Annotated in this window: 18 protein-coding genes and 1 tRNA gene; 12 read left to right on the forward strand and 7 right to left on the reverse strand. The window is 63.5% G+C overall.

Annotated elements, in window-relative coordinates:
* Window positions 1-895: 895 nt before the first annotated feature.
* Complete coding sequence (gene thiC, locus BRO63_RS29665) at window positions 896-2809, reverse strand: phosphomethylpyrimidine synthase ThiC (RefSeq protein WP_088143209.1); 1914 nt, start codon at window positions 2807-2809, stop codon at window positions 896-898.
* 372 nt (window positions 2810-3181) lie between these two features.
* Here thiC and BRO63_RS29670 point away from each other — a divergent pair, with 372 nt between their 5' ends.
* Window positions 3182-3742, forward strand: a complete 561-nt coding sequence (locus BRO63_RS29670; RefSeq protein WP_054457711.1) for a SecDF P1 head subdomain-containing protein — start codon at window positions 3182-3184, stop codon at window positions 3740-3742.
* 72 nt (window positions 3743-3814) lie between these two features.
* Here the strand turns inward: BRO63_RS29670 and BRO63_RS29675 are convergent, their stop codons facing one another.
* Window positions 3815-4267, reverse strand: coding sequence for a helix-turn-helix domain-containing protein (locus tag BRO63_RS29675; protein WP_088143210.1), 453 nt, complete (start codon window positions 4265-4267; stop codon window positions 3815-3817).
* Between the two features lie 79 nt (window positions 4268-4346).
* Here BRO63_RS29675 and BRO63_RS29680 point away from each other — a divergent pair, with 79 nt between their 5' ends.
* Window positions 4347-5057, forward strand: a complete 711-nt coding sequence (locus tag BRO63_RS29680) for a response regulator transcription factor (protein WP_088143211.1) — start codon at window positions 4347-4349, stop codon at window positions 5055-5057.
* Here BRO63_RS29680 and proB read toward each other — a convergent pair.
* The 5 genes from proB to BRO63_RS29705 form a co-directional block, all read right to left on the reverse strand.
* On the reverse strand, window positions 5026-6162 hold the full coding sequence (proB, locus tag BRO63_RS29685) for a glutamate 5-kinase (RefSeq protein WP_088143212.1): 1137 nt from the start codon (window positions 6160-6162) through the stop codon (window positions 5026-5028). The genes BRO63_RS29680 and proB overlap by 32 nt on opposite strands.
* Before the next feature lie 56 nt (window positions 6163-6218).
* Window positions 6219-7355 (reverse strand): GTPase ObgE, encoded by a 1137-nt coding sequence (gene obgE, locus BRO63_RS29690; protein ID WP_088143213.1) that lies wholly within the window; start codon window positions 7353-7355, stop codon window positions 6219-6221.
* 188 nt (window positions 7356-7543) lie between these two features.
* Window positions 7544-7804: a 50S ribosomal protein L27 gene (gene rpmA / locus BRO63_RS29695; protein WP_006216229.1), complete on the reverse strand. Its 261-nt coding sequence runs from the start codon at window positions 7802-7804 to the stop codon at window positions 7544-7546.
* A gap of 34 nt (window positions 7805-7838) precedes the next feature.
* Complete coding sequence (gene rplU / locus BRO63_RS29700) at window positions 7839-8150, reverse strand: 50S ribosomal protein L21 (protein WP_006216228.1); 312 nt, start codon at window positions 8148-8150, stop codon at window positions 7839-7841.
* 285 nt (window positions 8151-8435) lie between these two features.
* Window positions 8436-9194 carry an IclR family transcriptional regulator gene (locus BRO63_RS29705; protein WP_179215257.1) on the reverse strand — a complete coding sequence of 253 codons (759 nt, stop codon included), beginning with the start codon at window positions 9192-9194 and terminating at the stop codon, window positions 8436-8438.
* 105 nt (window positions 9195-9299) lie between these two features.
* Between BRO63_RS29705 and BRO63_RS29710 the strand changes: the two genes are divergently transcribed.
* The 10 genes from BRO63_RS29710 to BRO63_RS29760 all read left to right on the forward strand — a co-directional run bounded on the left by BRO63_RS29710 (window position 9300) and on the right by BRO63_RS29760 (window position 19427).
* Window positions 9300-10463, forward strand: a complete 1164-nt coding sequence (locus BRO63_RS29710) for a fumarylacetoacetate hydrolase family protein (RefSeq protein ID WP_088143215.1) — start codon at window positions 9300-9302, stop codon at window positions 10461-10463.
* A 196-nt stretch (window positions 10464-10659) separates the two neighbouring features.
* Entirely contained in the window at window positions 10660-11625 is a 966-nt protein-coding gene (ispB, locus tag BRO63_RS29715; protein WP_088143216.1) for an octaprenyl diphosphate synthase, read from the forward strand.
* Between the two features lie 129 nt (window positions 11626-11754).
* Window positions 11755-11831, forward strand: a tRNA-Pro gene (locus tag BRO63_RS29720).
* A 447-nt stretch (window positions 11832-12278) separates the two neighbouring features.
* The gene (locus tag BRO63_RS29725) at window positions 12279-13130 is read left to right on the forward strand and encodes a ParA family protein (protein ID WP_006224648.1); all 852 of its coding nucleotides are present in this window, start codon (window positions 12279-12281) and stop codon (window positions 13128-13130) included.
* 398 nt (window positions 13131-13528) lie between these two features.
* Complete coding sequence (locus BRO63_RS29735; RefSeq protein ID WP_006224646.1) at window positions 13529-13753, forward strand: hypothetical protein; 225 nt, start codon at window positions 13529-13531, stop codon at window positions 13751-13753.
* Window positions 13753-15399, forward strand: a complete 1647-nt coding sequence (locus BRO63_RS29740) for a ParB N-terminal domain-containing protein (RefSeq protein WP_006224645.1) — start codon at window positions 13753-13755, stop codon at window positions 15397-15399. The genes BRO63_RS29735 and BRO63_RS29740 overlap by 1 nt, the downstream gene beginning before the upstream one ends.
* Window positions 15396-15926 carry a hypothetical protein gene (locus BRO63_RS29745; RefSeq protein ID WP_006224644.1) on the forward strand — a complete coding sequence of 177 codons (531 nt, stop codon included), beginning with the start codon at window positions 15396-15398 and terminating at the stop codon, window positions 15924-15926. Before BRO63_RS29740 ends, BRO63_RS29745 begins: the two co-directional genes overlap by 4 nt.
* Window positions 15927-16323: 397 nt before the next feature.
* Window positions 16324-16782, forward strand: coding sequence for a hypothetical protein (locus BRO63_RS29750; protein WP_006224643.1), 459 nt, complete (start codon window positions 16324-16326; stop codon window positions 16780-16782).
* Window positions 16783-16789: 7 nt separating this feature from the next.
* Window positions 16790-18247: a hypothetical protein gene (locus BRO63_RS29755; RefSeq protein ID WP_006224642.1), complete on the forward strand. Its 1458-nt coding sequence runs from the start codon at window positions 16790-16792 to the stop codon at window positions 18245-18247.
* Between the two features lie 127 nt (window positions 18248-18374).
* Complete coding sequence (locus tag BRO63_RS29760; protein WP_006224641.1) at window positions 18375-19427, forward strand: PFL_4669 family integrating conjugative element protein; 1053 nt, start codon at window positions 18375-18377, stop codon at window positions 19425-19427.
* Window positions 19428-19432: the final 5 nt, after the last annotated feature.

The raw sequence follows: 19432 nt of genomic DNA on the forward strand, positions 1-19432 counted from the left end.
CGAGCGCCCACGATTGCGGTCCGGAGCCTTCGCTCCGGACTGCCCCGTTGTCATCCTCGTACGCCTTCGGCTCCCTACGGATTCCCTCGGGCGCATCGAGGTTGCTCGCCGCCACACCGCCAGCACCGCCGTGCTATCTGCGTCTTGGCCTGTTGCGTCGCTAGAGCTGCTTTCAGTGACGAGTTTTGCGAGGCCCGTTCATTACGGCCGCCCGGGCGGCCGTAATGAACATACGCGCTTGCGTGCGTCGTGATGGGTGCGCTGACGCGAATGCGACGAGTAGTTTGCTAGTGGTTGTCGCCGTTTTTGGGGGGGCGGTGATGGGCGGCGCGCGGTGGACAGAAGCTTGCGCACGCAGATCCTCTCGCGCGCGCCGCCCATCCGGCGGCGGAGTTGAAATGACGAACGTTTGCCGCCTCATGACGCTTCAGTAGGATGGGTGAAGCAAGAACCCCAAGCGTCCAGCGCACGTAGCCCGCGGGCAGATCTGTACGCACTTCACTCATCCTGCCCAATTCCACGCACTCAACACCAGCGCGCAGCGTCATCCTTCGACGCGAGACGCCGCGTAAGCCCCCAAAGGCCGCCCGCGCGGCCGGCTGGGGGCGGGCCCCGCAAGATCCTCGCCCACCCCACCGGTGGCAAGAACGCCAAGCACACTGCCGGTCCCAGCACTGGTGAAGATTCAGCAGACGGAGACCGTCGCGTCGGGGGCCTGCCATGCGCGGGGCGTCGATAAGCCCGAGGGAATCCGTAGGAGTCGCCGAAGGCGAGGACGAGGATGACGATGGGGCAGTCCGGAGCGAAGGCTCCGGACCGCAATCGTTGCCCCGCGCATGGCAGGCCCCCGACGTGACGGGCGTCTTAAGAACCAACACCCGTCACAAGAACAACATCACTGCCGATGATAAACCTCGGCCCCTTTCTTAACGAACTCCACAGACTTCTCCTGCATCCCCTTCTGCAACGCATCCTTCTCGCTAACCCCCTGAGCCGCCGCATAATCCCGCACGTCCTGGGTGATCTTCATCGAGCAGAAATGCGGTCCGCACATCGAGCAGAAGTGCGCCACCTTCATCGAATCCTTCGGCAGCGTCTCGTCGTGGAATTCCTTCGCCGTGTCCGGATCCAGACCCAGGTTGAACTGGTCGTCCCAGCGGAACTCGAAGCGCGCCTTGGACAGCGCGTTGTCGCGGATCGCCGCGCCCGGGTGGCCCTTGGCCAGGTCCGCCGCGTGGGCCGCGATCTTGTATGTGATGATGCCGTCCTTCACGTCCTTCTTGTTCGGCAGGCCCAGGTGTTCCTTGGGCGTCACATAACAGAGCATCGCCGTGCCGTACCAGCCAATCAGCGCCGCGCCGATGCCGGAGGTGATGTGGTCGTAGCCTGGAGCGATGTCGGTGGTCAGGGGGCCCAGCGTGTAGAACGGCGCCTCGTGGCAGTGTTCCAGCTGCAGCTCCATGTTCTCCTTGATCATCTGCATCGGCACGTGGCCCGGGCCTTCGATCATGACCTGCACGTCATGCTTCCACGCCACCTGCGTCAGCTCGCCCAGCGTCTTCAGTTCGGCGAATTGTGCCTCGTCGTTGGCGTCGTAGCCCGAGCCCGGGCGCAGGCCGTCGCCCAGCGAGAAGCTGACGTCGTAGGCCTTCATGATTTCGCAGATTTCCTCGAAGCGCTCGTACAGGAAGCTCTCCTTGTGATGCGCCAGGCACCACTTGGCCATGATCGAGCCGCCGCGCGAGACGATGCCGGTCATGCGGTCGGCCGTCATGGGGATGAACGGCAGGCGCACGCCCGCGTGGATCGTGAAGTAGTCCACGCCCTGTTCGGCCTGCTCGATCAGCGTGTCGCGGAAGATCTCCCAGGTCAGGTCCTCGGCCTTGCCGTCGACCTTCTCCAGCGCCTGGTAGATCGGCACGGTGCCGATGGGCACGGGCGAGTTGCGGATGATCCATTCGCGCGTTTCGTGGATGTGCTTGCCGGTGGACAAATCCATGACCGTGTCTCCGCCCCAGCGGATCGCCCAGGTCATCTTTTCGACTTCTTCGCCGATGCCGGAGCTGACCGCCGAGTTGCCGATGTTGGCATTGATCTTCACCAGGAAGTTGCGGCCGATGGCCATCGGCTCCACTTCCGGGTGGTTGATGTTGGCGGGGATGATGGCGCGGCCGCGGGCGATCTCGTCGCGCACGAACTCCGGCGTGATGGCGGCGGGAATGGCGGCGCCGAACGACTGGCCCGGGTGCTGGCGCAGCAGGCGCTTGACCATCTTCTCGCCGTCGGGACCGCTGTCGCGCAGCGTCTGCAGATAGTGCTCGCGGCGCAGGCTTTCGCGGATCGCCACGTATTCCATTTCCGGCGTGATGATGCCGCGGCGGGCGTAATGCATCTGCGACACGTTGGCGCCGGACTTGGCGCGGCGCGGCGGACGCTGCAGGTCGAAGCGCATGGCCGTCAGCTTGGGATCGGTCAGGCATTCCTTGCCGTAGTCGCTGGTCGGACCCGACAGCACTTCCGTGTCGCCGCGCTCTTCGATCCAGGCGCGGCGCAGTTCGGGCAGGCCGCGGCGGATGTCGATCTTGGCTTCGGGGTCGGTGTAGGGGCCGCTGCAGTCATAGACCGTCAGCGGCGGGTTCTTCTCGCCGCCGAACATCGTCGGCGTGTCGTCCTGCTCGATTTCGCGGAACGGCACGCGGATGTCGGGGCGCGAGCCCACTTCATACACGCGGCGGGATTTGGGCAGCGGTGCGACCGCCGCCGCGTCGACTTCGGCGGTAGCGGCCAGGAATTTGGGATTGGCGTTCATGGAAAGCTCCAAGCGAGTGGTTGGAGCCGATCGGGAAGGAATTCCCGCCGCGCGCGCAAAGACGCATGGCGGGAATACGGCTCCCAGCATCGGCATTATCCGTACTGGTACGAAGGGACTCTCTCAACACGTCCAGCCATGTAGGCGGGACGAGTACCCCTGCGCGAAAGCGAAGTATAGAGGCTGGCGCGCGTTCCGACGAATCGCGCGGCTGCTGCGCCGCGTCTGCCGGAGCAGGCGGGAGGTGGTATTACCGCTTTACATTTGGATTCAGACTGGGGCGACACCGTCATTTAGGTTCGGTACACTTTTCCCAGTACCGGGGATGGAGTGCATCGCCTGGTCTTAGTCCACATTAAGAAGGAAACGAGCATGCAACTGACCCTACGCAAATTGGCGCCCGCCTTGGTAGTCGTGACGTTGGCGCTAGCGGGTTGCAAGACCGCCCCGACTAAGACGTCCGGCGATACCGCCACGCCGCAAGCCGGCCAAGAGGCCGCCAAGCCGGCCGCCGCGGCCTCCGTGGACTTCTACCTGGCGCAGAAGCAACCCGGCGCCGGCATGCGCGAAATCGCGCTGCCCGACGGCAAGCTTTACATGCAGACCGTGCCCGTGCTGACGCGCGCCGACCTGACCGACGCCGCCGCGCTGGTGGACCGCCAGGGCCAGAACTTCGTCGGCCTGCGCTTCTCGGAAGCCGGCGCTCGCAAGCTCAATGACGTCAGCACCAAGAACGTCGGCAACATGCTGGCGCTCGTCATCGACCAGGAACTGGTCGCCGCCCCGCTCATCGGCGAACCGCTGAACCGCGGCGTCCTCGCCTTCGGCGTGGCCTCGGCCCAGGCCGCTTCGGAAATCGCCGCCAAGATCCGCGGCGACGCTGCCGTGCCGCCTGCTGGCGGTGCTGCTCCGGCGCCCGCTGCCAAGCCCTGAACGGCGCAGCAAGCGACAAAAAAAGCCCGGCATGCCGGGCTTTTTTGCGTCTGTAGGAAAAGCTGCCTGCGTTCAGCCCAGCTTGCGGCCGCGCGTCTTGGCGCCGCGGCGGATCAGGATGGTTTTCTCGATGTAGGCCTGCGTGATCGATTCAAGGATCAGGCGGTCGTCGGCCGTCAGCGATTCGAACTGCGAAGGCGAAATGTTCGGGAAGGGCCAGGGCGCCATCGGACGCGGCCGGCCGCCGGGGCGCGGCACGGGTTCGGCCACGCCGGGCGCGGGCAGGGTGTTGCTGAGGTCGTAGCCGTCCACGGGAAGCTCCATGGGGCCTTTGCCGGTTTCCAGCCATTCGGCCTCGACCTTCAGGACCTGCGCCAGCTTGCGCGCCGAGCGGCTTGAATGCCGCAAGCCGCTTTCGTAGCTGCCGATGGCGCTTTGCGAAATGCGTGCCAGACGTGCGAGGTCTTTCTGCGTGTGGCCACGCAGCAGGCGCGCATGCTTCAGTCGGTCTGAGAATGTTTTCACACCGGCGATTGAAGCTTGCTGGTCCCGCGCTTTGGTGGTTATAAAAATTACTTAAGTGATATTTATCAAAGGTGAGCGCATGGAGCAACGAGGCAGCGTCTTCGTCGTACGGCTCGACGAAACGGCGGGCGAGGATTTTGCCGAGGCCCTGCGTCTGTTGCGTTGGCAGGCCCGCGTCTTCGATACGTCCGCCGGGCTATTGGAACACTTGCAGGCCCGGGCCGCTGACGCCCTGGTACTTTTGGGAGGTATTGAGGGCGTGCCGGGCTTGATCGCCATGCTGCGCCGCGCGGCGCCGGCCGCGGCGGTGCTGTGGCACGCCACGACTGCCAGCGCGTCCGATCGCATCGCCGCGCTGGATGCGGGCGCGGACGTCTGTGTCCCCGCGGGCATGGATGCGCTGGAATGGGATGCCCTGCTGCGCAATCTGTACCGGCGTGCGCCATCCGTCGCTCTGCCTTGGCGGCTCGATCCGCATGTCGGCGCGCTGGCAGGGCCGGCAGGCGAGTACCTGCCGTTGACGGTAACGGAGCGCGCTTTTTTTGTCCGCTTACTGAATGCGCCGGGCTACTGCCTGCGCCGGGAGTGCTTCTTCCCGGCAGATAGGCGCAAGTCCCTGGATGGGGCGCGGCGGGTGGATGTGCTGCTGTCGCGGCTGCGCAGCAAGGCGCGCCGCCTCAATATCGAATTGCCCGTGCTCGCGGTGCGGGGATGGGGCTATATCCTGCTGCCCGAGGGCGCCGCAAGAGGGCGGGACTTCACAGCACTACCAGGTTATCCCGATGCATGAGTTCCGGTTCGGTCATGCTGCCCAGAATGCGCGCGATCTGCGACGAAGGCTGGCGCAGGATGCGGCGGGTATCGATCGATGAGTAGTTGATCAGGCCGCGGGCGCATTCACGGCCCTGGCCATCCACGCAGGCGACCACGTCGCCGCGGCCGAACTCGCCTTCCACCTCGGTCACGCCGATGGGCAGCAGGCTCTTGCCCTCGCGCAGCAGCGCCTGCACGGCGCCGTCGTCCAGCACCACGCGTCCACGCAAGCGCAGGTGGTCGGCCAGCCATTGCTTGCGCGCGGACCACACGGGCAGCACGGCGCGCAACTCGCTGCCGATGCACTCGCCCTGGGCCAGGCGCGTGAGCACATTGCGTTCGCGGCCCGACGCGATGACGGTGTGCGCGCCGCTATGCGCCGCGCGTTTGGCCGCCAGCACCTTGGTCAGCATGCCGCCGGTGCCGATGCCGCTGCCGGCGCCGCCAGCCATGGCTTCCAGCGCGGGGTCGCCAGCCTGGGCGTGCGACATGAACTTGGCATCCGGATTCTTGCGGGGATCCGAGTCGTACAGACCGCGCTGGTCCGTCAGGATGATCAGCGTATCGGCTTCGATCAGGTTGGTGACCAGCGCGCCCAGCGTGTCGTTGTCGCCCAGCCGGATTTCGTCGGTGACGACGGTGTCGTTTTCGTTCACGATCGGCACCACGCCCAGGCGCAGCAGCGCGAACAGCGTGCTGCGCGCGTTCAGGTAGCGGTGGCGGTCGGCCAGGTCTTCGTGCGTCAGCAGGATCTGCGCGGTGCGCAGGCCGTATTCGGCAAAAGCCGCCTCATAAGCCTGGCACAGGCCCATCTGGCCCACGGCCGCGGCGGCCTGCAGTTCGTGCATGACCGACGGGCGCTTGCGCCAGCCTAGGCGGGCCATGCCTTCGGCGATGGCGCCGCTGGAGACCAGCACGATTTGCTTGCCCTGCTTGTGCAGGGCGGCGATCTGCGCGGCCCAGTGCGCCACGGCGGCGCGATCCAGGCCTCGGCCTTCGTTGGTGACCAGCGACGAGCCGACTTTGGCGACGAGACGCTGGGCGTTGGTGACGACGGAAACGGCGGGTGTTTCAGCAGACATGATGGCGGCCGGCTGCGGCGAGAAAAAGGCGTAATCGTAAGGACTGCGATTATGGCTTATTCGTCGCCGCCGCGCGGCGCGGGGCGCTGGTCAGCGGTCGAGCGCTTGTCGTCGAAGCGCGGGTCGGGCGCGACATAGTTCTCTTCGGCCTGGTCTTGCGACAGGTGTTCCTTTTCGCGTTCGGCGTCCAGGTAGTCTTGCAGCGCGTAGATCAGGTCCTGGGTGCCTTCGCCCGACAGGCCGGAAATGCCGAACACCGGGCCCTTCCAGTCGTAGAGTTCGAGGAAGCGGCGCTTGGTGTCCTCGGGATCGGGCACCATGTCCAGCTTGTTCAGGACCAGCCAGCGCGGCTTGGCGGCCAGTTCCGGATCGTAGCGGCGCAGTTCCTCGACGATGGCGCGCGCGTCCACCACGGCCTGCTCGACCGGATCGGCGTCGGGATCGGGGGTGGACACGTCCACCAGGTGCAAGAGCACGCGGGTGCGCGCCAGGTGGCGCAGGAACAGGTGGCCCAGGCCGGCGCCTTCGGAGGCGCCTTCGATCAGGCCGGGAATGTCGGCCACGACGAAGCTGCGCGACGGCGAGGTACGCACCACGCCCAGATTGGGGTGCAGCGTGGTGAAGGGGTAGTCCGCGATCTTCGGCTTCGCATTGGAAATGCGCGTGATCAGCGTGGACTTGCCGGCGTTGGGCAGGCCCAAGAGGCCCACGTCCGCCAGCACCTTCAGTTCCATCCGCAGATAGCGATGTTCGCCTTCCTTGCCGGGCGTCCACTGGCGGGGCGCGCGGTTGACGCTGGACTTGAAGTGGATGTTGCCCATGCCGCCCTGGCCGCCAGCGGCCAGCACGACTTTTTGTTCGTGCTGGTTCAGGTCGAACAGGACTTCGCCGGTGTCGGCGTCATGGATGATGGTGCCCACCGGCACGCGTAGCGTGATGTCCGGAGCGGCCGCGCCGTACTGGTCCGAGCCACGGCCGTTTTCGCCGTTCTTGGCGCGGTGCAGACGCGCGTAGCGGTAGTCGATCAGCGTGTTGATGTTGCGGTCGGCCACGGCGAAGATGGTGCCGCCGCGTCCGCCGTCGCCGCCGTCCGGGCCGCCTCGGGGAATGAATTTTTCGCGGCGAAAGCTCGCCACGCCATTGCCGCCTTTGCCGGCGACGACTTCGATGGTGGCTTCGTCTACGAATTTCATGATGTCCGCGCGTGTAGTGAGTAGTGGGGCGGGGCCGTTAACGGACGCCGCCGGGAGGCAGAGGCCGGAACCTTCCGGCAGCTGCCTGAAAACAGGAAAAGCTTAAAACAAAAAAGCCCTGCCGCATGCGACAGGGCTTTTGCCGTTCTGGAACGCGGCGAACCGCGTTGCTGACCGTGCTGGTCCGATTACTCGGCAGCGACGATCGAAACGGTCTGCTTGTTCAACGCGCCCTTGAAGCCGAATTGAACCTTGCCGTCGATCAGCGCGAACAGGGTGTGATCCTTGCCCATGCCGACGTTCACGCCAGCGTGGAAGCGCGTGCCGCGCTGACGCACGATGATCGAACCAGCGGGAATCAATTCGCCGCCGAATGCCTTGACGCCCAGACGCTTCGATTCTGAGTCGCGTCCGTTCCGCGTAGAGCCGCCGCCCTTTTTCTGTGCCATGTTTAGCTCCTGCTAAGTGGTACCGAGTCGCTTCTTAAGCCGTGATGGCTTCGATGCGGATTTCGGTGTAGTTCTGACGGTGGCCCTGACGCTTCTGATAGTGCTTGCGACGGCGCATCTTGAAGATCTTGACCTTGTCGTGGCGGCCTTGCGCAAGAACCGTTGCCTTGACCACGGCGCCGGAGACGAGGGGCGTGCCAACTTTCAGTTGGTCGCCTTCGCCCACGGACAGCACTTGGTCCAGGGTGATTTCTTGCCCAATGTCTGCCGGTATCTGTTCTATCTTGAGTTTTTCGCCAGCGGCAACGCGATACTGCTTGCCACCGGTTTTTACGACCGCGTACATGGGGGATTCCTTAAATAGGTAAATGGGTTCATCCGCGCTGCCTGCCCTGCTGGGCTGGACTGCCGCTCTGGCGGGACACTTTCTTCTCTTGGCGCCAGAGCCTGGCAAGAGAGAGAAATGCCTTGATGCCCGGGAAAGTGGAACCTTCCTCGGCACCCAGAGGGGTGACGCAAATGCAACCGACGTAATTCGGGCATTGCTGACCGAATCCGGAATATTAGCCCGGGACTTTCAGAAAGTCAAAAAGCTGTTGCAGGCTAAGGGCTTAGGTGTCGCGTGCAAGCTTCAGGCGCCCGGGATCACTCGCAGGGCGATGTCCCGCGCCACCAGCCGGATCCCGTCGATCACGTCGCGGCGGTGCGCCTCGTCCAGCCGGTCGGTGGGGATGGAAGTGCTCACGGCCACCCGTTTGCCCAGCGGCGTCATGCCCACATAGGCGGCAAAGCAGACCAGGCCGGTCGCCACTTCCTCCAGGTCCTGCGCCAGTCCGGCGTCGCGTACCTGTTCCAGTTCCTGGTCTAGCGCGGCGCGGGTGGCGATGCTGCGCTCGGTGACGCGCGGCAACACCGCAGGCACGCAGGCGGCCAGCTCTTGCGGCGGCAGGCTGGCGAGCAAGGCCTTGCCCAGCGCGCAGGCGTGCGCGGGCAGTCGCAGGCCCAGGTCCGACACCAGTCGCACCGGGCGGCGCGCGTCCTCGCGAGCCAGATAGACCACATCGAATCCGTCCAGCGTCGCCAGCTGCACCACTTCGTTGTGCCGCGCCACGAAGGCGCCGGCGGCGGCCTGGAATGCCGCCTGCAATCCGTCCTGGCGCAGATAGGCGTAGCCCAGCGCCATCAATTCGATGCCGATGACATAGCCGCCGTCGCGGCGTTCGATCCAGCGGCGTTGCTCCAGGCAATCGAGCAGCAGGTACAGCGTGCTGCGGGCGAGCTGGCAGGACACGGCCAGTTCCGATGCCTTGACGGGCGCGCGGCTGCTGGCCAGCAGCCGCAGGATGTCGTGAGTGCGCCGGATGGCGGGGACGTCGTGTTCGGAAGCCATGCGTGGATTTGTCCAATATATTGGACATAAATTCATGATGTTGGACATGATAATGGAAGTCTCCTAGACTGCCCCGCACATCATTCGAACAAGGCGAGGAGACTCATGGACCAAGCAAAGGCGCTGCCCGTCGATCTGGAACAGGCGTTGCTGGTGGGGCGGGTGTGGCGGCCGGGGCATGGTCCCAGCGTGGTGGCGGTGCGCCGCGGCGAGGTGATCGACATCACGGCGGCCACGCCCACCATGGCGGACCTGCTGGACCGCCCCGACCGCGTGGCGCTCGCCGCCAGCGCCGCCGGCGAGTCTCTGGGCGACGTGCATGTCCTGATGGCAGCCAGCCTGGCAGGCCAGGAGGGCTTGCGCCTGCTGGCGCCTTGCGACCTGCAGCCGGTCAAGGCGGCTGGCGTCACCTTCGCCATCAGCCTGCTGGAACGCATGATCGAGGAAGAAGCGGGCGGCGACGCCAGCCGCGCCGAGGAGATCCGCGTCCGCATGCAGGCCCTGATCGGCTCGGATCTGTCCCGCCTGCGCCCGGGCTCGCCCGAAGCGGCCAAACTGAAGGCCGAACTGACCGAGCGAGGACAGTGGTCGCAATACCTGGAGGTCGGCATAGGCCCGGACGCCGAGATCTTCTCCAAGGCGCCACCCATGGCGTCGGTAGGCACCGGCGCGCGGATCGGCGTGCTGCCCGAATCCCGCTGGAACAATCCCGAGCCCGAGATCGTGCTGGCGGTGGACAGCCGCGGCGAGGTCGTCGGCGCCACCCTGGGCAACGACGTTAACCTGCGCGACATCGAAGGCCGCAGCGCCTTGCTGCTGACCAAGGCCAAGGACAACAACGGCTCCTGCGCCATCGGCCCCTTCATCCGCCTGTTCAACGGCGGCTTCAACCTGGACAGCGTGCGCCAGGCCGATGTGTCCCTGCGCATCGAGGGCCTGGACGGCTTCGAGCTGGACGGCGCGAGCCACATGCGCGAAATCAGCCGCGATCCCTTGGACCTGGTGCGCCAGGCCTGCGGCAGGCACCACCAGTATCCGGACGGATTCATGCTGTTCCTGGGCACCATGTTCTCGCCCACCCAGGACCGCATGGGTCCGGGCACCGGCTTTACCCACAAGCTGGGCGACCGCGTCGTGATCGCTTCCGAGCGTCTGGGCGCGCTGGTCAACGAAGTGCGGCTGGCCACCGAGATCGAGCCCTGGACCTTCGGGGTCCGCGCGCTCTACGCCAAACTGGCCGCCCGCGGCATGCTGCGGCAAGAGGCCTGATCCGCTGCAAGATGGCGCCGGGCAGGGGGAGGGCGCACCGGGCGCCGCCCCTGCCGGCGATTCCGCCAGGGTGACGGCTCAGGTCCTTCACTCCCCGTATAATCCTTGGTCGAATCCCCCGTCCTCTGCGGCGGGCCCAGCGGTAAGAGCCGGCGCGCGTCCGCGCCACGGCTCGTTTCACTCTCCCGGATACGTCTTGAATCTCCCCGAGCTTGTTGCCCCCATTGCAGACGATATGAAAGCCGTCGATGCGGTTATCCGCGAGCGGCTGAATTCCGAGGTGGTCCTGATCCGCACGATCGGCGACTACATCATAGGCGCGGGCGGCAAGCGCATGCGCCCGGCCATGGTGCTGATGGTGGCGCGCGCGCTGGGCTACGAGGGCACGCACCACCAACTGCTGGCCGCCGTGGTGGAGTTCATCCATACCGCCACCCTGCTGCACGACGACGTGGTCGACGAGTCCGACCTGCGCCGCGGCCGTGAAACCGCCAACGCGGTCTTCGGCAACGCCGCCAGCGTGCTGGTGGGCGACTACCTGTATTCGCGCTCCTTCGAGATGATGGTGGAAGCGGATTCGATGCGCGTCATGAGCATCCTGTCCGAAGCTACCACCGTGATCGCCGAAGGCGAGGTGCTGCAGCTGCTGAACGTGCATGACCCGGACGTCTCCCAGGAACGTTACCTGCAAGTCGTGCGCTACAAGACCGCCAAGCTGTTCGAGGCCGCCGCCCAGGTGGGCGCCGTGCTGGCGGGCGCCACCCCCGAGCAGGAAGCCGCCGCGGCCGCCTACGGCCGCCATGTGGGCACTGCCTTCCAGCTGGTGGACGACGTGCTGGACTACAGCGGCGACGCCGCCGCCCTGGGCAAGAACGTGGGCGACGACCTGCGCGAGGGCAAGCCCACGCTGCCGCTGATCCGCGTGATGGAAGTGGGCACCCCGGAACAGCAGCAACTGATCCGCGACGCCATCAAGACCGGCGACGCCGACTTCGCCGCCGTGGCCGCCGCCATCCAGGCCACCGACGCTCTGGAGCACGCCCGCCAGGCCGCCGTGGCCGAGGCCGATCTGGCCCGAAAAGCACTTTCTGCTTACCCCATTTCCCCTTTTCTAAATTCTCTGTTAGAATTCTGCGCTTTCGCGGTGAATAGAGATCGCTAAGCGAATTAGGCGGAAAATCTGGGGTAACCCAGGCGGGGAAACCCGGTAGCCTGAAACGTGGCGGTTGATAGTGAAAGCGAAAGATGATTTGGTTGCACTGAGCGCAGCGAAGTCAGTAGTAGTAAGACTCGGGGCGTAGCTCAGCCTGGTAGAGTACTGCGTTCGGGACGCAGGAGTCGGAGGTTCGAATCCTCTCGCCCCGACCACTTATCTGTGGTCGAATTCTTGGTGGTGTTCTCGACACCAGCAGCAATAGCCGGAACCGCGAAAGCGGCGCCGGCTTTTTTGCGTTTGCTCTCTTCCTGTGCCAGCAAGATGAACGTCGCATCGATCGCGACGCCCGCTTCCTGAGCCATCAGCATAGCAGTCCGGTAGTCCGGAAGGTGCGTGCCCTTCACATAGCGATCCAGGGTCTGCTGTTTCAGACCCCACGCCTTCGCCATGCTGTTCACGCTGCGCCCCTTGAGCGCGGCTTCTACAAATTCCTGATATTCCATCGCCAGTCCTATCTTGCCGAATTACACGGATTCGGGTAATGTCGCCCTGAATTACACAAAATCGTGTAACACGGAACCGTGTTTTGACTAACGATAACCGCCCTTGAACGGGTATGCAACTGGGCCGAATGGCCTAGCGCCGAAAAGAGGAACGCCATGCCACACGTGATCGCTGTCGCGTCCACCAAAGGTGGAGTCACGAAGACCACAACCTGCGCAAATCTCGCAGGAATATTTGCCGATTTCGGCATGCAGGTGCTGTTGTTCGACGCGGACGAACAGAACAGCCTGACGAAGTACTACCCCATCGAACAGCGCGCTGAACACGGGCTGACGCGAGTTATTACGCGCGGTGGCCTCGTCACCGAAGACTGCATCAGCAAGACCGCGATTCCGGGAATCGACATCGTTTGCTCGGATGCTGTCGCGGGGAATCTGCAAACGTGGCTGAAGGATCGTGAAGATCGTCTGTTGATAATGCGCCGGGCAGTGAGGCGCTCAGCGGCCGTCGAGAAATACCACGCGATCATCATCGACACCCAGGGCGCGGCGGGCGAGCTGCAGAAGACGGCGGCGATGGCGGCGGACGTGATCCTGTCGCCGATCAAGCCTGACGTTCTGTCTGCGGCTGAATTTGCAGACGGCACGCTGCGCATGATGGAGTCTTTGAACAGTCTGTCCGACTTCGGCGCCGACTTCCGCAGTGGGGACCTATACGTCGTCATCAGCGCCCTGGAGCGTAACAACAACGCGCGTCACGTTGCGGATCAAATTCGCCGAAGCTTCCTCGGTCATCGGCAGGTGAAGGGCATTCTAGAGACGGTCGTTCCGCATGCAGCCGCCTATACCGCTGCGACGACTGCACGAATTCCGGTTCATCAATACGACCGTCGCAGGGGGGACAAGTCGCCCTGGGACGTCATGCACCGCTTGGCTTGGGAGCTCTTCCCCGCATTGAACGGCATCTACGTGGACGGTCAGGGCCAGCCTAGTGACGCGGGGGCTTGAGCAATGAAAAGAGCCATTAGACTTCCCGAACTGCCGGACATCGGAGACGTGTTCCGCGCAACCGCGCCTGCTGGAGGAGAGCAGCCGCCCCTGACGTTTTACGTGGCCGTGTCTTCAGATCACGCGCCCCTGGAAATGCGACGCGCGCGTGCTGCTGCCGTAGTGCAGACCGCTCTCCTCGCGATGCGACCCGTCGGCCTTGATTCTACGTCGACGGCTCCCTCCGAAGTCGTGAGCTTCAGCGAAATGAGCCTTATGGGCGTCTCAGAGACCGAGGCCGCAAGAATTTTTGAAGACCCAGTCCTCCATCGCTGGGTCCACCGCCCGATCTTTATCGTGCCGGACCCAACGCCCTACTTGAAAGCGTGGTCCGCCATCAGCTCGGGGAGGGTAGAGGCATGAGCACGAACAAGGAGCTTGCTCTCCTGCACTTGAGCACCGAGCTCGATCTTTTGCATCGTGCAACCGCGGGCTCCCCCGAACGCGCCCTGCACTTGGGCGTGGTGTTAGGCGCCGTGAGCGCGTATCGAAACCTCGGCGTGCTTGATGAAGACGACTTGCTTTTCATGGCCACCGCCCTCGCTGGCGAGGACGAAAAGCTGCCAATCCTGAGGGGCAACTGATGAAGCCCGCATCGAAGAAAGTAGACCTGGACCAAATGATCGCTTCGCGGCTGAGCGAAAGGTCGCCGGACCCTGCCGCAATCGACTCGGCGTTGACCAACGTGATTACCCTCAATGTCCGAGACGACTGCCGTCTGTACGAGCGCAACCCGCGGACGGTTCGCAATGAAAAGTACGACGAGATCAAGGAGTCGATCCGCACGCGCGGCCTCGATCAGATGATTGCTGTTACGCAGAGACCTGGCGAGAAGCAGTACATCCCGGCTAAGGGCGGCAACACCCGCTTGGAAATCCTGCAGGAACTGGTCGCCGAAGGCCATATGCAGTTCTTGCATATGGACTTCGTGAAGGTTCCGTACCGCAGCGAGGCAGCCCTTCTCGCGGCCCATATGGTGGAGAACGACCAACGCTCGGGCCTGCTGTTTTGGGACGCAGCGCGTTCGACCTTTGACCTGAAGCAGGAGGTGGAGCGCGAACGCGGCGGCCCGATGAGCTTGCGTGACTTTTCCGAACACCTCAAAGCAGGTGAAGGAATACAGGCGTCCCCTGCGCTTCTGAGCCACTATGGTTTCACCATGAAGCATCTGGCCGACCTGGCGTGCGCGGCCAGCCAGCTCTCCAGGCGCGATGTGCAGGACCGCTTCATACCGGCACGCAGTCGGCTGGCGACGATTGCGGCGAAGCTTGGTGCCGAGGAGGCTCTCGACCAGGCTTGGACGCTCGCGATCGATCACATGCGAGAGCGCTACGTCGCGACCAAGTCGCTGGACTTCGCGGCATTCACTGCTCGTCTTGACGAGAACTTCGCCCAGCGCATCAGTCTTACGGTGGACGAGCTCCAACGCGCGGTGCAGATCCTCCAGGCTAATCCGGACGCTGAATCCGCGAGCTTGGTGCGTGACGCGAAGCAGCATGCGCCAGCACCAGGCAGCTCCCTGGCAGACACGCAAGCCTCGGACGGTGCCGATGAAAGTTCAGGCCGTGATTCAGCGAACGTGGCCACGCAGATGAAGCTGCCTCCGCAGCATGAAACCTCCAATGCCTCAACCTCGCGGCGGAATGGTGAGCACGACACTGAAGCCGCCGGCGCGCAGCCGAGTTCGAAGCAGCCGCCCGCCGACAGTCGAGGCTCCGCCGAACGGGAACTCTGGCATGCGCTGGAGGAACTCGTGACGGTCAGCCATCTTCAAGGGTGCCTCCTGTCCGTTGACGAGCTGCCTTTGCGCTTCATGGTCGAGATACCCAAGGATGTTGGCGGCGACCTGGGCTCATTGCAAGAACAAGCTCTGCAGGGTGGGGACTACGCCGAACGTTATTACGCGTGGTGGTGGCTGGTCCTTCTGTCGCAACAAAACACGCCCGCAGGCCTCGCGGCTCTGTCCCTTGAGTCAGACTTCAAGCTCCACGCCGAAAGCACTGACTCCTGGCAGGATGCGTGCGACAACCTGTTGGGAGACCCGGTTTACGCAGACGGCTCCTACCACGTCGTGCGTCGAATGACGGACCCGGATGATGCCACTGGGCTTGTGTATCTCAGGGTGATCCAAGCCGTCCGACAGTTCAATCAAGCATTTCCTGAGCGTTCGAAGGACTCATTCTGGCAATCGGTGGGCGTGCCGGTGGAGTTGACTGGAGGCGCGTCATGAATTTCCTGGAGTTGACCCATCCCACCCTGAAACGCAAAGCGCTGCGAGAGCTGAACGAACAGATCCGGCGGCGCGCACATGCCGACGGGGCGCTACCACAGCACACGGCGGAACTTTTATTGGCTGGCCTTCGCGATCGAGGGCTTGATGCAATGCTTCCAGCAGTCACGGTGCGCATCTACGTGGACCCCGAAGCACTGGTGGAACAACAGAGCGAGCACCAGCGACGCCAGGAGCTCATGGCGCAGCTTCGACGGTTTCTCCGCGCACAAGCGGGCGGATCGCTGATCCGCGCGCTGTTTCCGGCAATACCGGCAGCGGAAGTGGACCAGATGCGGGCGCATATGCGGCTAAGTCCGCCTGGCCCAGCCGTTGAGCTGGATCCAGCGGAATACCTTCGGGTGCACAGCATTTGGAAGGAGCTGCAGGGGACCACTTCTGACGTCCGGGAGCGATATCTCGCACTCCATGAGGCATTTCCAAAGCACACGCTTCTCACACTGTTCGCCGCGCTCAATCAGCGCTAACTGGAGATCGCCGATGACTTCGACAAAATCACCGCGGGCCTTACCCGCAAACGCTGGCGAGGATGCTCCTGGTGCCATGGTCACCGTCCTCAAGGGCACGCCGGCGTTTCGCCCGCTGACGTACACACTCGCGATGCAACGGGTCGTGGAACGTGCGGCAGATCAGCCCCCTATGAAGGCGATGTCAGGCCGTGCCGGCCTGTGGAGGGCCGGCCGTGATTAGGATCCTGTCGCTGTTGAGTTGCTTCCCAATGCCCAGGAGGGGCTTGGGACCTTTGGCTTCGCCCATCGACCCTGCGTGGTTCCCAATTCGCCTCTTTGATCGACGCGGAAGCGCTGCGAACGATCCTCAGTTCGTCACCGAGGGTCGGCACGTGTGCCCAGACGGGAGTCCGCAATGACAGCATGGGATTTTGCGCTCGATCCCTACGGGCGACAGTACACAGCGAACGCCGATACGGATGCCGTCGCCCAGCGCGACCAGGCCAACGAGCATTACTTGCTAAGAGTCTTGGACGCGCCGATCACCATCCATCGCGCCTTCGTAGAGCTCGCAGGCAGTCTCAACGCTGCGGCCATCTTGAGCGACCTTGCCGCCCAATCCGACCTGACCGAACTAGCGGGCGACTGGGTCTATATCGACGCGGAGGAATGGCGTTCGCGCCTGGGACTGTCCTACAAAGAGCAGCTCACAGCGCGAAGACTATTGGAGCGGAACGGCTTTCTGGAAACGATGCGCATCGGAATGCCCCCGCGAACGGCCGTTCGCGTCAACTGGCTGGTAGTGGATAGGGAACTACGCGTACAGGCCGCGAACGCGGCGCTGGCGCGTCCATCTCCGAGCCTGAGTAGCTGACAGTCGTATGTCGACCAACATCGCCTACGACCGACTTTGGCTGGCCCTGAAGCGGAGCCGGCCTATCGCCTTTGGACTGTTCTTGGCACGTATGACCGGGAATCCGAAGGCGGCGATCGTACTGTCCCAGCTCGCGCATTGGACGCGAACCGGACGAGACGTAGCTCAAACCAACGGCTGGATCTTTAAAACTCAGCAGCAGTGGTGGCTTGAGACAGGCCTGTCGCGCGCGGAGCTCGACACCGCGCGCCGCAGGCTCCGCAATCTCGGCTTCGTAGAGGAGACATTGGCGGGCCGGCCAGCCACGTTGTGGTATCGAATGAACCTTCCGAACATAGCGAGGGCCTTGGAGGTGTGCAGGAAGGAGGCCCTTCCTGTCGAACTCACATTTGAGTTCATGCGCGCGCCTGAGCGCGCGGTGCGGGATCTGCTCGGGCCAACTACGGCGTATCACCGCATCCTGGCAGACGTGACCGGCGGAGTGAACGCCGGTCTACTTCTGTCGCGACTGCTCCAGCTTCAGCGCAAGTCCGTCGAGTCCGGGTATCCCTGGTTCAGCCTGACCGCACTCAACTGGCAAGAGGATCTCGCGCTGAATAGACGCTCGTTGGAGAACGCCAAGGATAAGCTGAAAGAGCTAGGTCTCGTACAGGAGTTCTACCTGAACCGCGGCGCCAAGCGCGTTTACACGCAAGTAGATCCCGCACTGCTCTGCAAGCTTCTGGAAGCACAGTTCGCATCTCAAGCAGCAGCCCGAAAGAGGGCTGAGGTGGAAGGTTTGGCGACCACGCGGCGCCACCAGGCATTCCAAATGTCTAGGGGCGAGCCGGGGCAGACTATGCCGCAAGCGGGCCCCGCGCCTGCCAATGTACGAAACCGACAAACTGGTAATGCCAAACCGGAAATATCAGATTGTGGGATTCGTACATTGCAGATTGCTGGAAACATGCATAGCAGTTTGCCAGATTCGTCCACTTCTATAAGGGATACGACTACAGGTCCGAATACAGCAACGACCACAACCCACGCGCGCGCACGGGAGGCCGTTTTGCAGCGAAACGAGTCAGTGGTGGTTGATTTGGACTCCCTTCTGTGGCCAGACGTGCTTCCGCAAGAGAGCAGGCAGGGCGCGATCACGATTCTTGGCTACGCGCCAACTGCTGTCCGGCAAACCCTGCTCGACGAGTTTGGCGCGCGAGCAAGACGGCAATCTGTGGAGAACCCGCTCGGATACCTGAGGCGACTGGTTCTCCTGGCCCAGCAAGGACGATTCGTGCCCGAGCTTGCCCATCTTGAAGAACAGCGTCGTCGCAACCTGGTTGCGGTTTCCGCCTCGGTGCGGGCGGCGGAGGCTGTGGTGGCGGCGAAGGCCTGCCCGGGTCCTCAGCCTTCGTCGAAGGAAGAGGGACGCGCCCGAATCGCAGAGCTACGCGCGGTGATGGCGGAGCGGAGGGCTCGGCCATGAGTGTTTTGCAGCAAAACAGGTCGACAAGGAAATTGACATTCGCGACCACGCTGTCGCCCTGGAGCAATTTCCTAACGATGCGGGCCAGCATCACCCATAAACACATTCAACAACGGAGAAGCGCCTGATGGCACCGAAAAAAACGGCGGTTGATTCTTCCCTGTCCGCATTTGCGACGGCGGACAACTCCCCATTTCCCGATCGTTACGACCTCGACGGTGAGCGCCGCATACTGGGCTCCCTCCTCAACGACGATGACCCCGACCCGGCCCATCCTCTCTTCGGGCGCTTGCAACTCTACTACGAGCGCGAGGCCGAATTTACGCGTATGCGTCAGGCCCATGAAGCGCGTGCCGGCGCCGACCCCTTGGTTGGGAGTTCTGAGGCGCGCCAGATAAAGACGTTGCCGTCGCTGGTCGCCGAGAGCCAGGACGTTATGTCTCTTCACACGCTGGAGGCCCTTCGGCTGTTTATGGGAAAGGCGGTCGAGCCCGGCAAGCCCGGCGCTCCGATTGCGGGTGGAAAGCGTGTTGCGGCAGCACTTCGATCCCTTTGGTCGCTGTCGTCGAATGACAATCCCTATGCAGACTGGGCTCTGGTCGAAACGAAGGCCCGCATTGAGGAAGTGCGCGCATACATCAAATCCGAACAAGGGCAACTGCTGTTGAAGCTGGACGAGATGAGAGCCAAGGGCCTCGCGTACTCGGTTTTGCAGTCCCGGGAGCCCGCGCAAATGCAGCTCGGCTTCGCCTCGCCCTATGGCTATATGGTGGCGCTACTCATCGTGGAAGTCGACTACTTCACACGAGTGTTGAAGAGTGCTCAACGTCGCGACCTAGTTTCGGGACGCCAAGGTCATGCGCTACTGCAGGCCGTCAAGCACAAATGTCGGAGCGTCTTTGAACGCGTTCTGTACTGGCAGAAGTATCTGATGAAGGACGAGCTCGTCACCCTAAGTCGCGTCGACTTTGTCGCGGGAGCAGAAGCGTCAGCCCAGCAGCGCGTGAGCGCCGTGAAAGCCATATTCGGGGAGGTGCCCAAGCCGGTGTTCATGGGTGAGGAGGCTCCTCGCCATACGAAGCGCCGGCTAAATCTATCTGCTGCCGAATTGCGACTGTTGGATGCGGTGCCGCTAGCGGATGCAGTTGCTACAGGCGTCGACAAGAACCTTCTGACCTAGATGGA

The organism is Achromobacter xylosoxidans, from assembly GCF_002192695.1.
Lineage (GTDB): Bacteria > Pseudomonadota > Gammaproteobacteria > Burkholderiales > Burkholderiaceae_B > Achromobacter > Achromobacter xylosoxidans_C.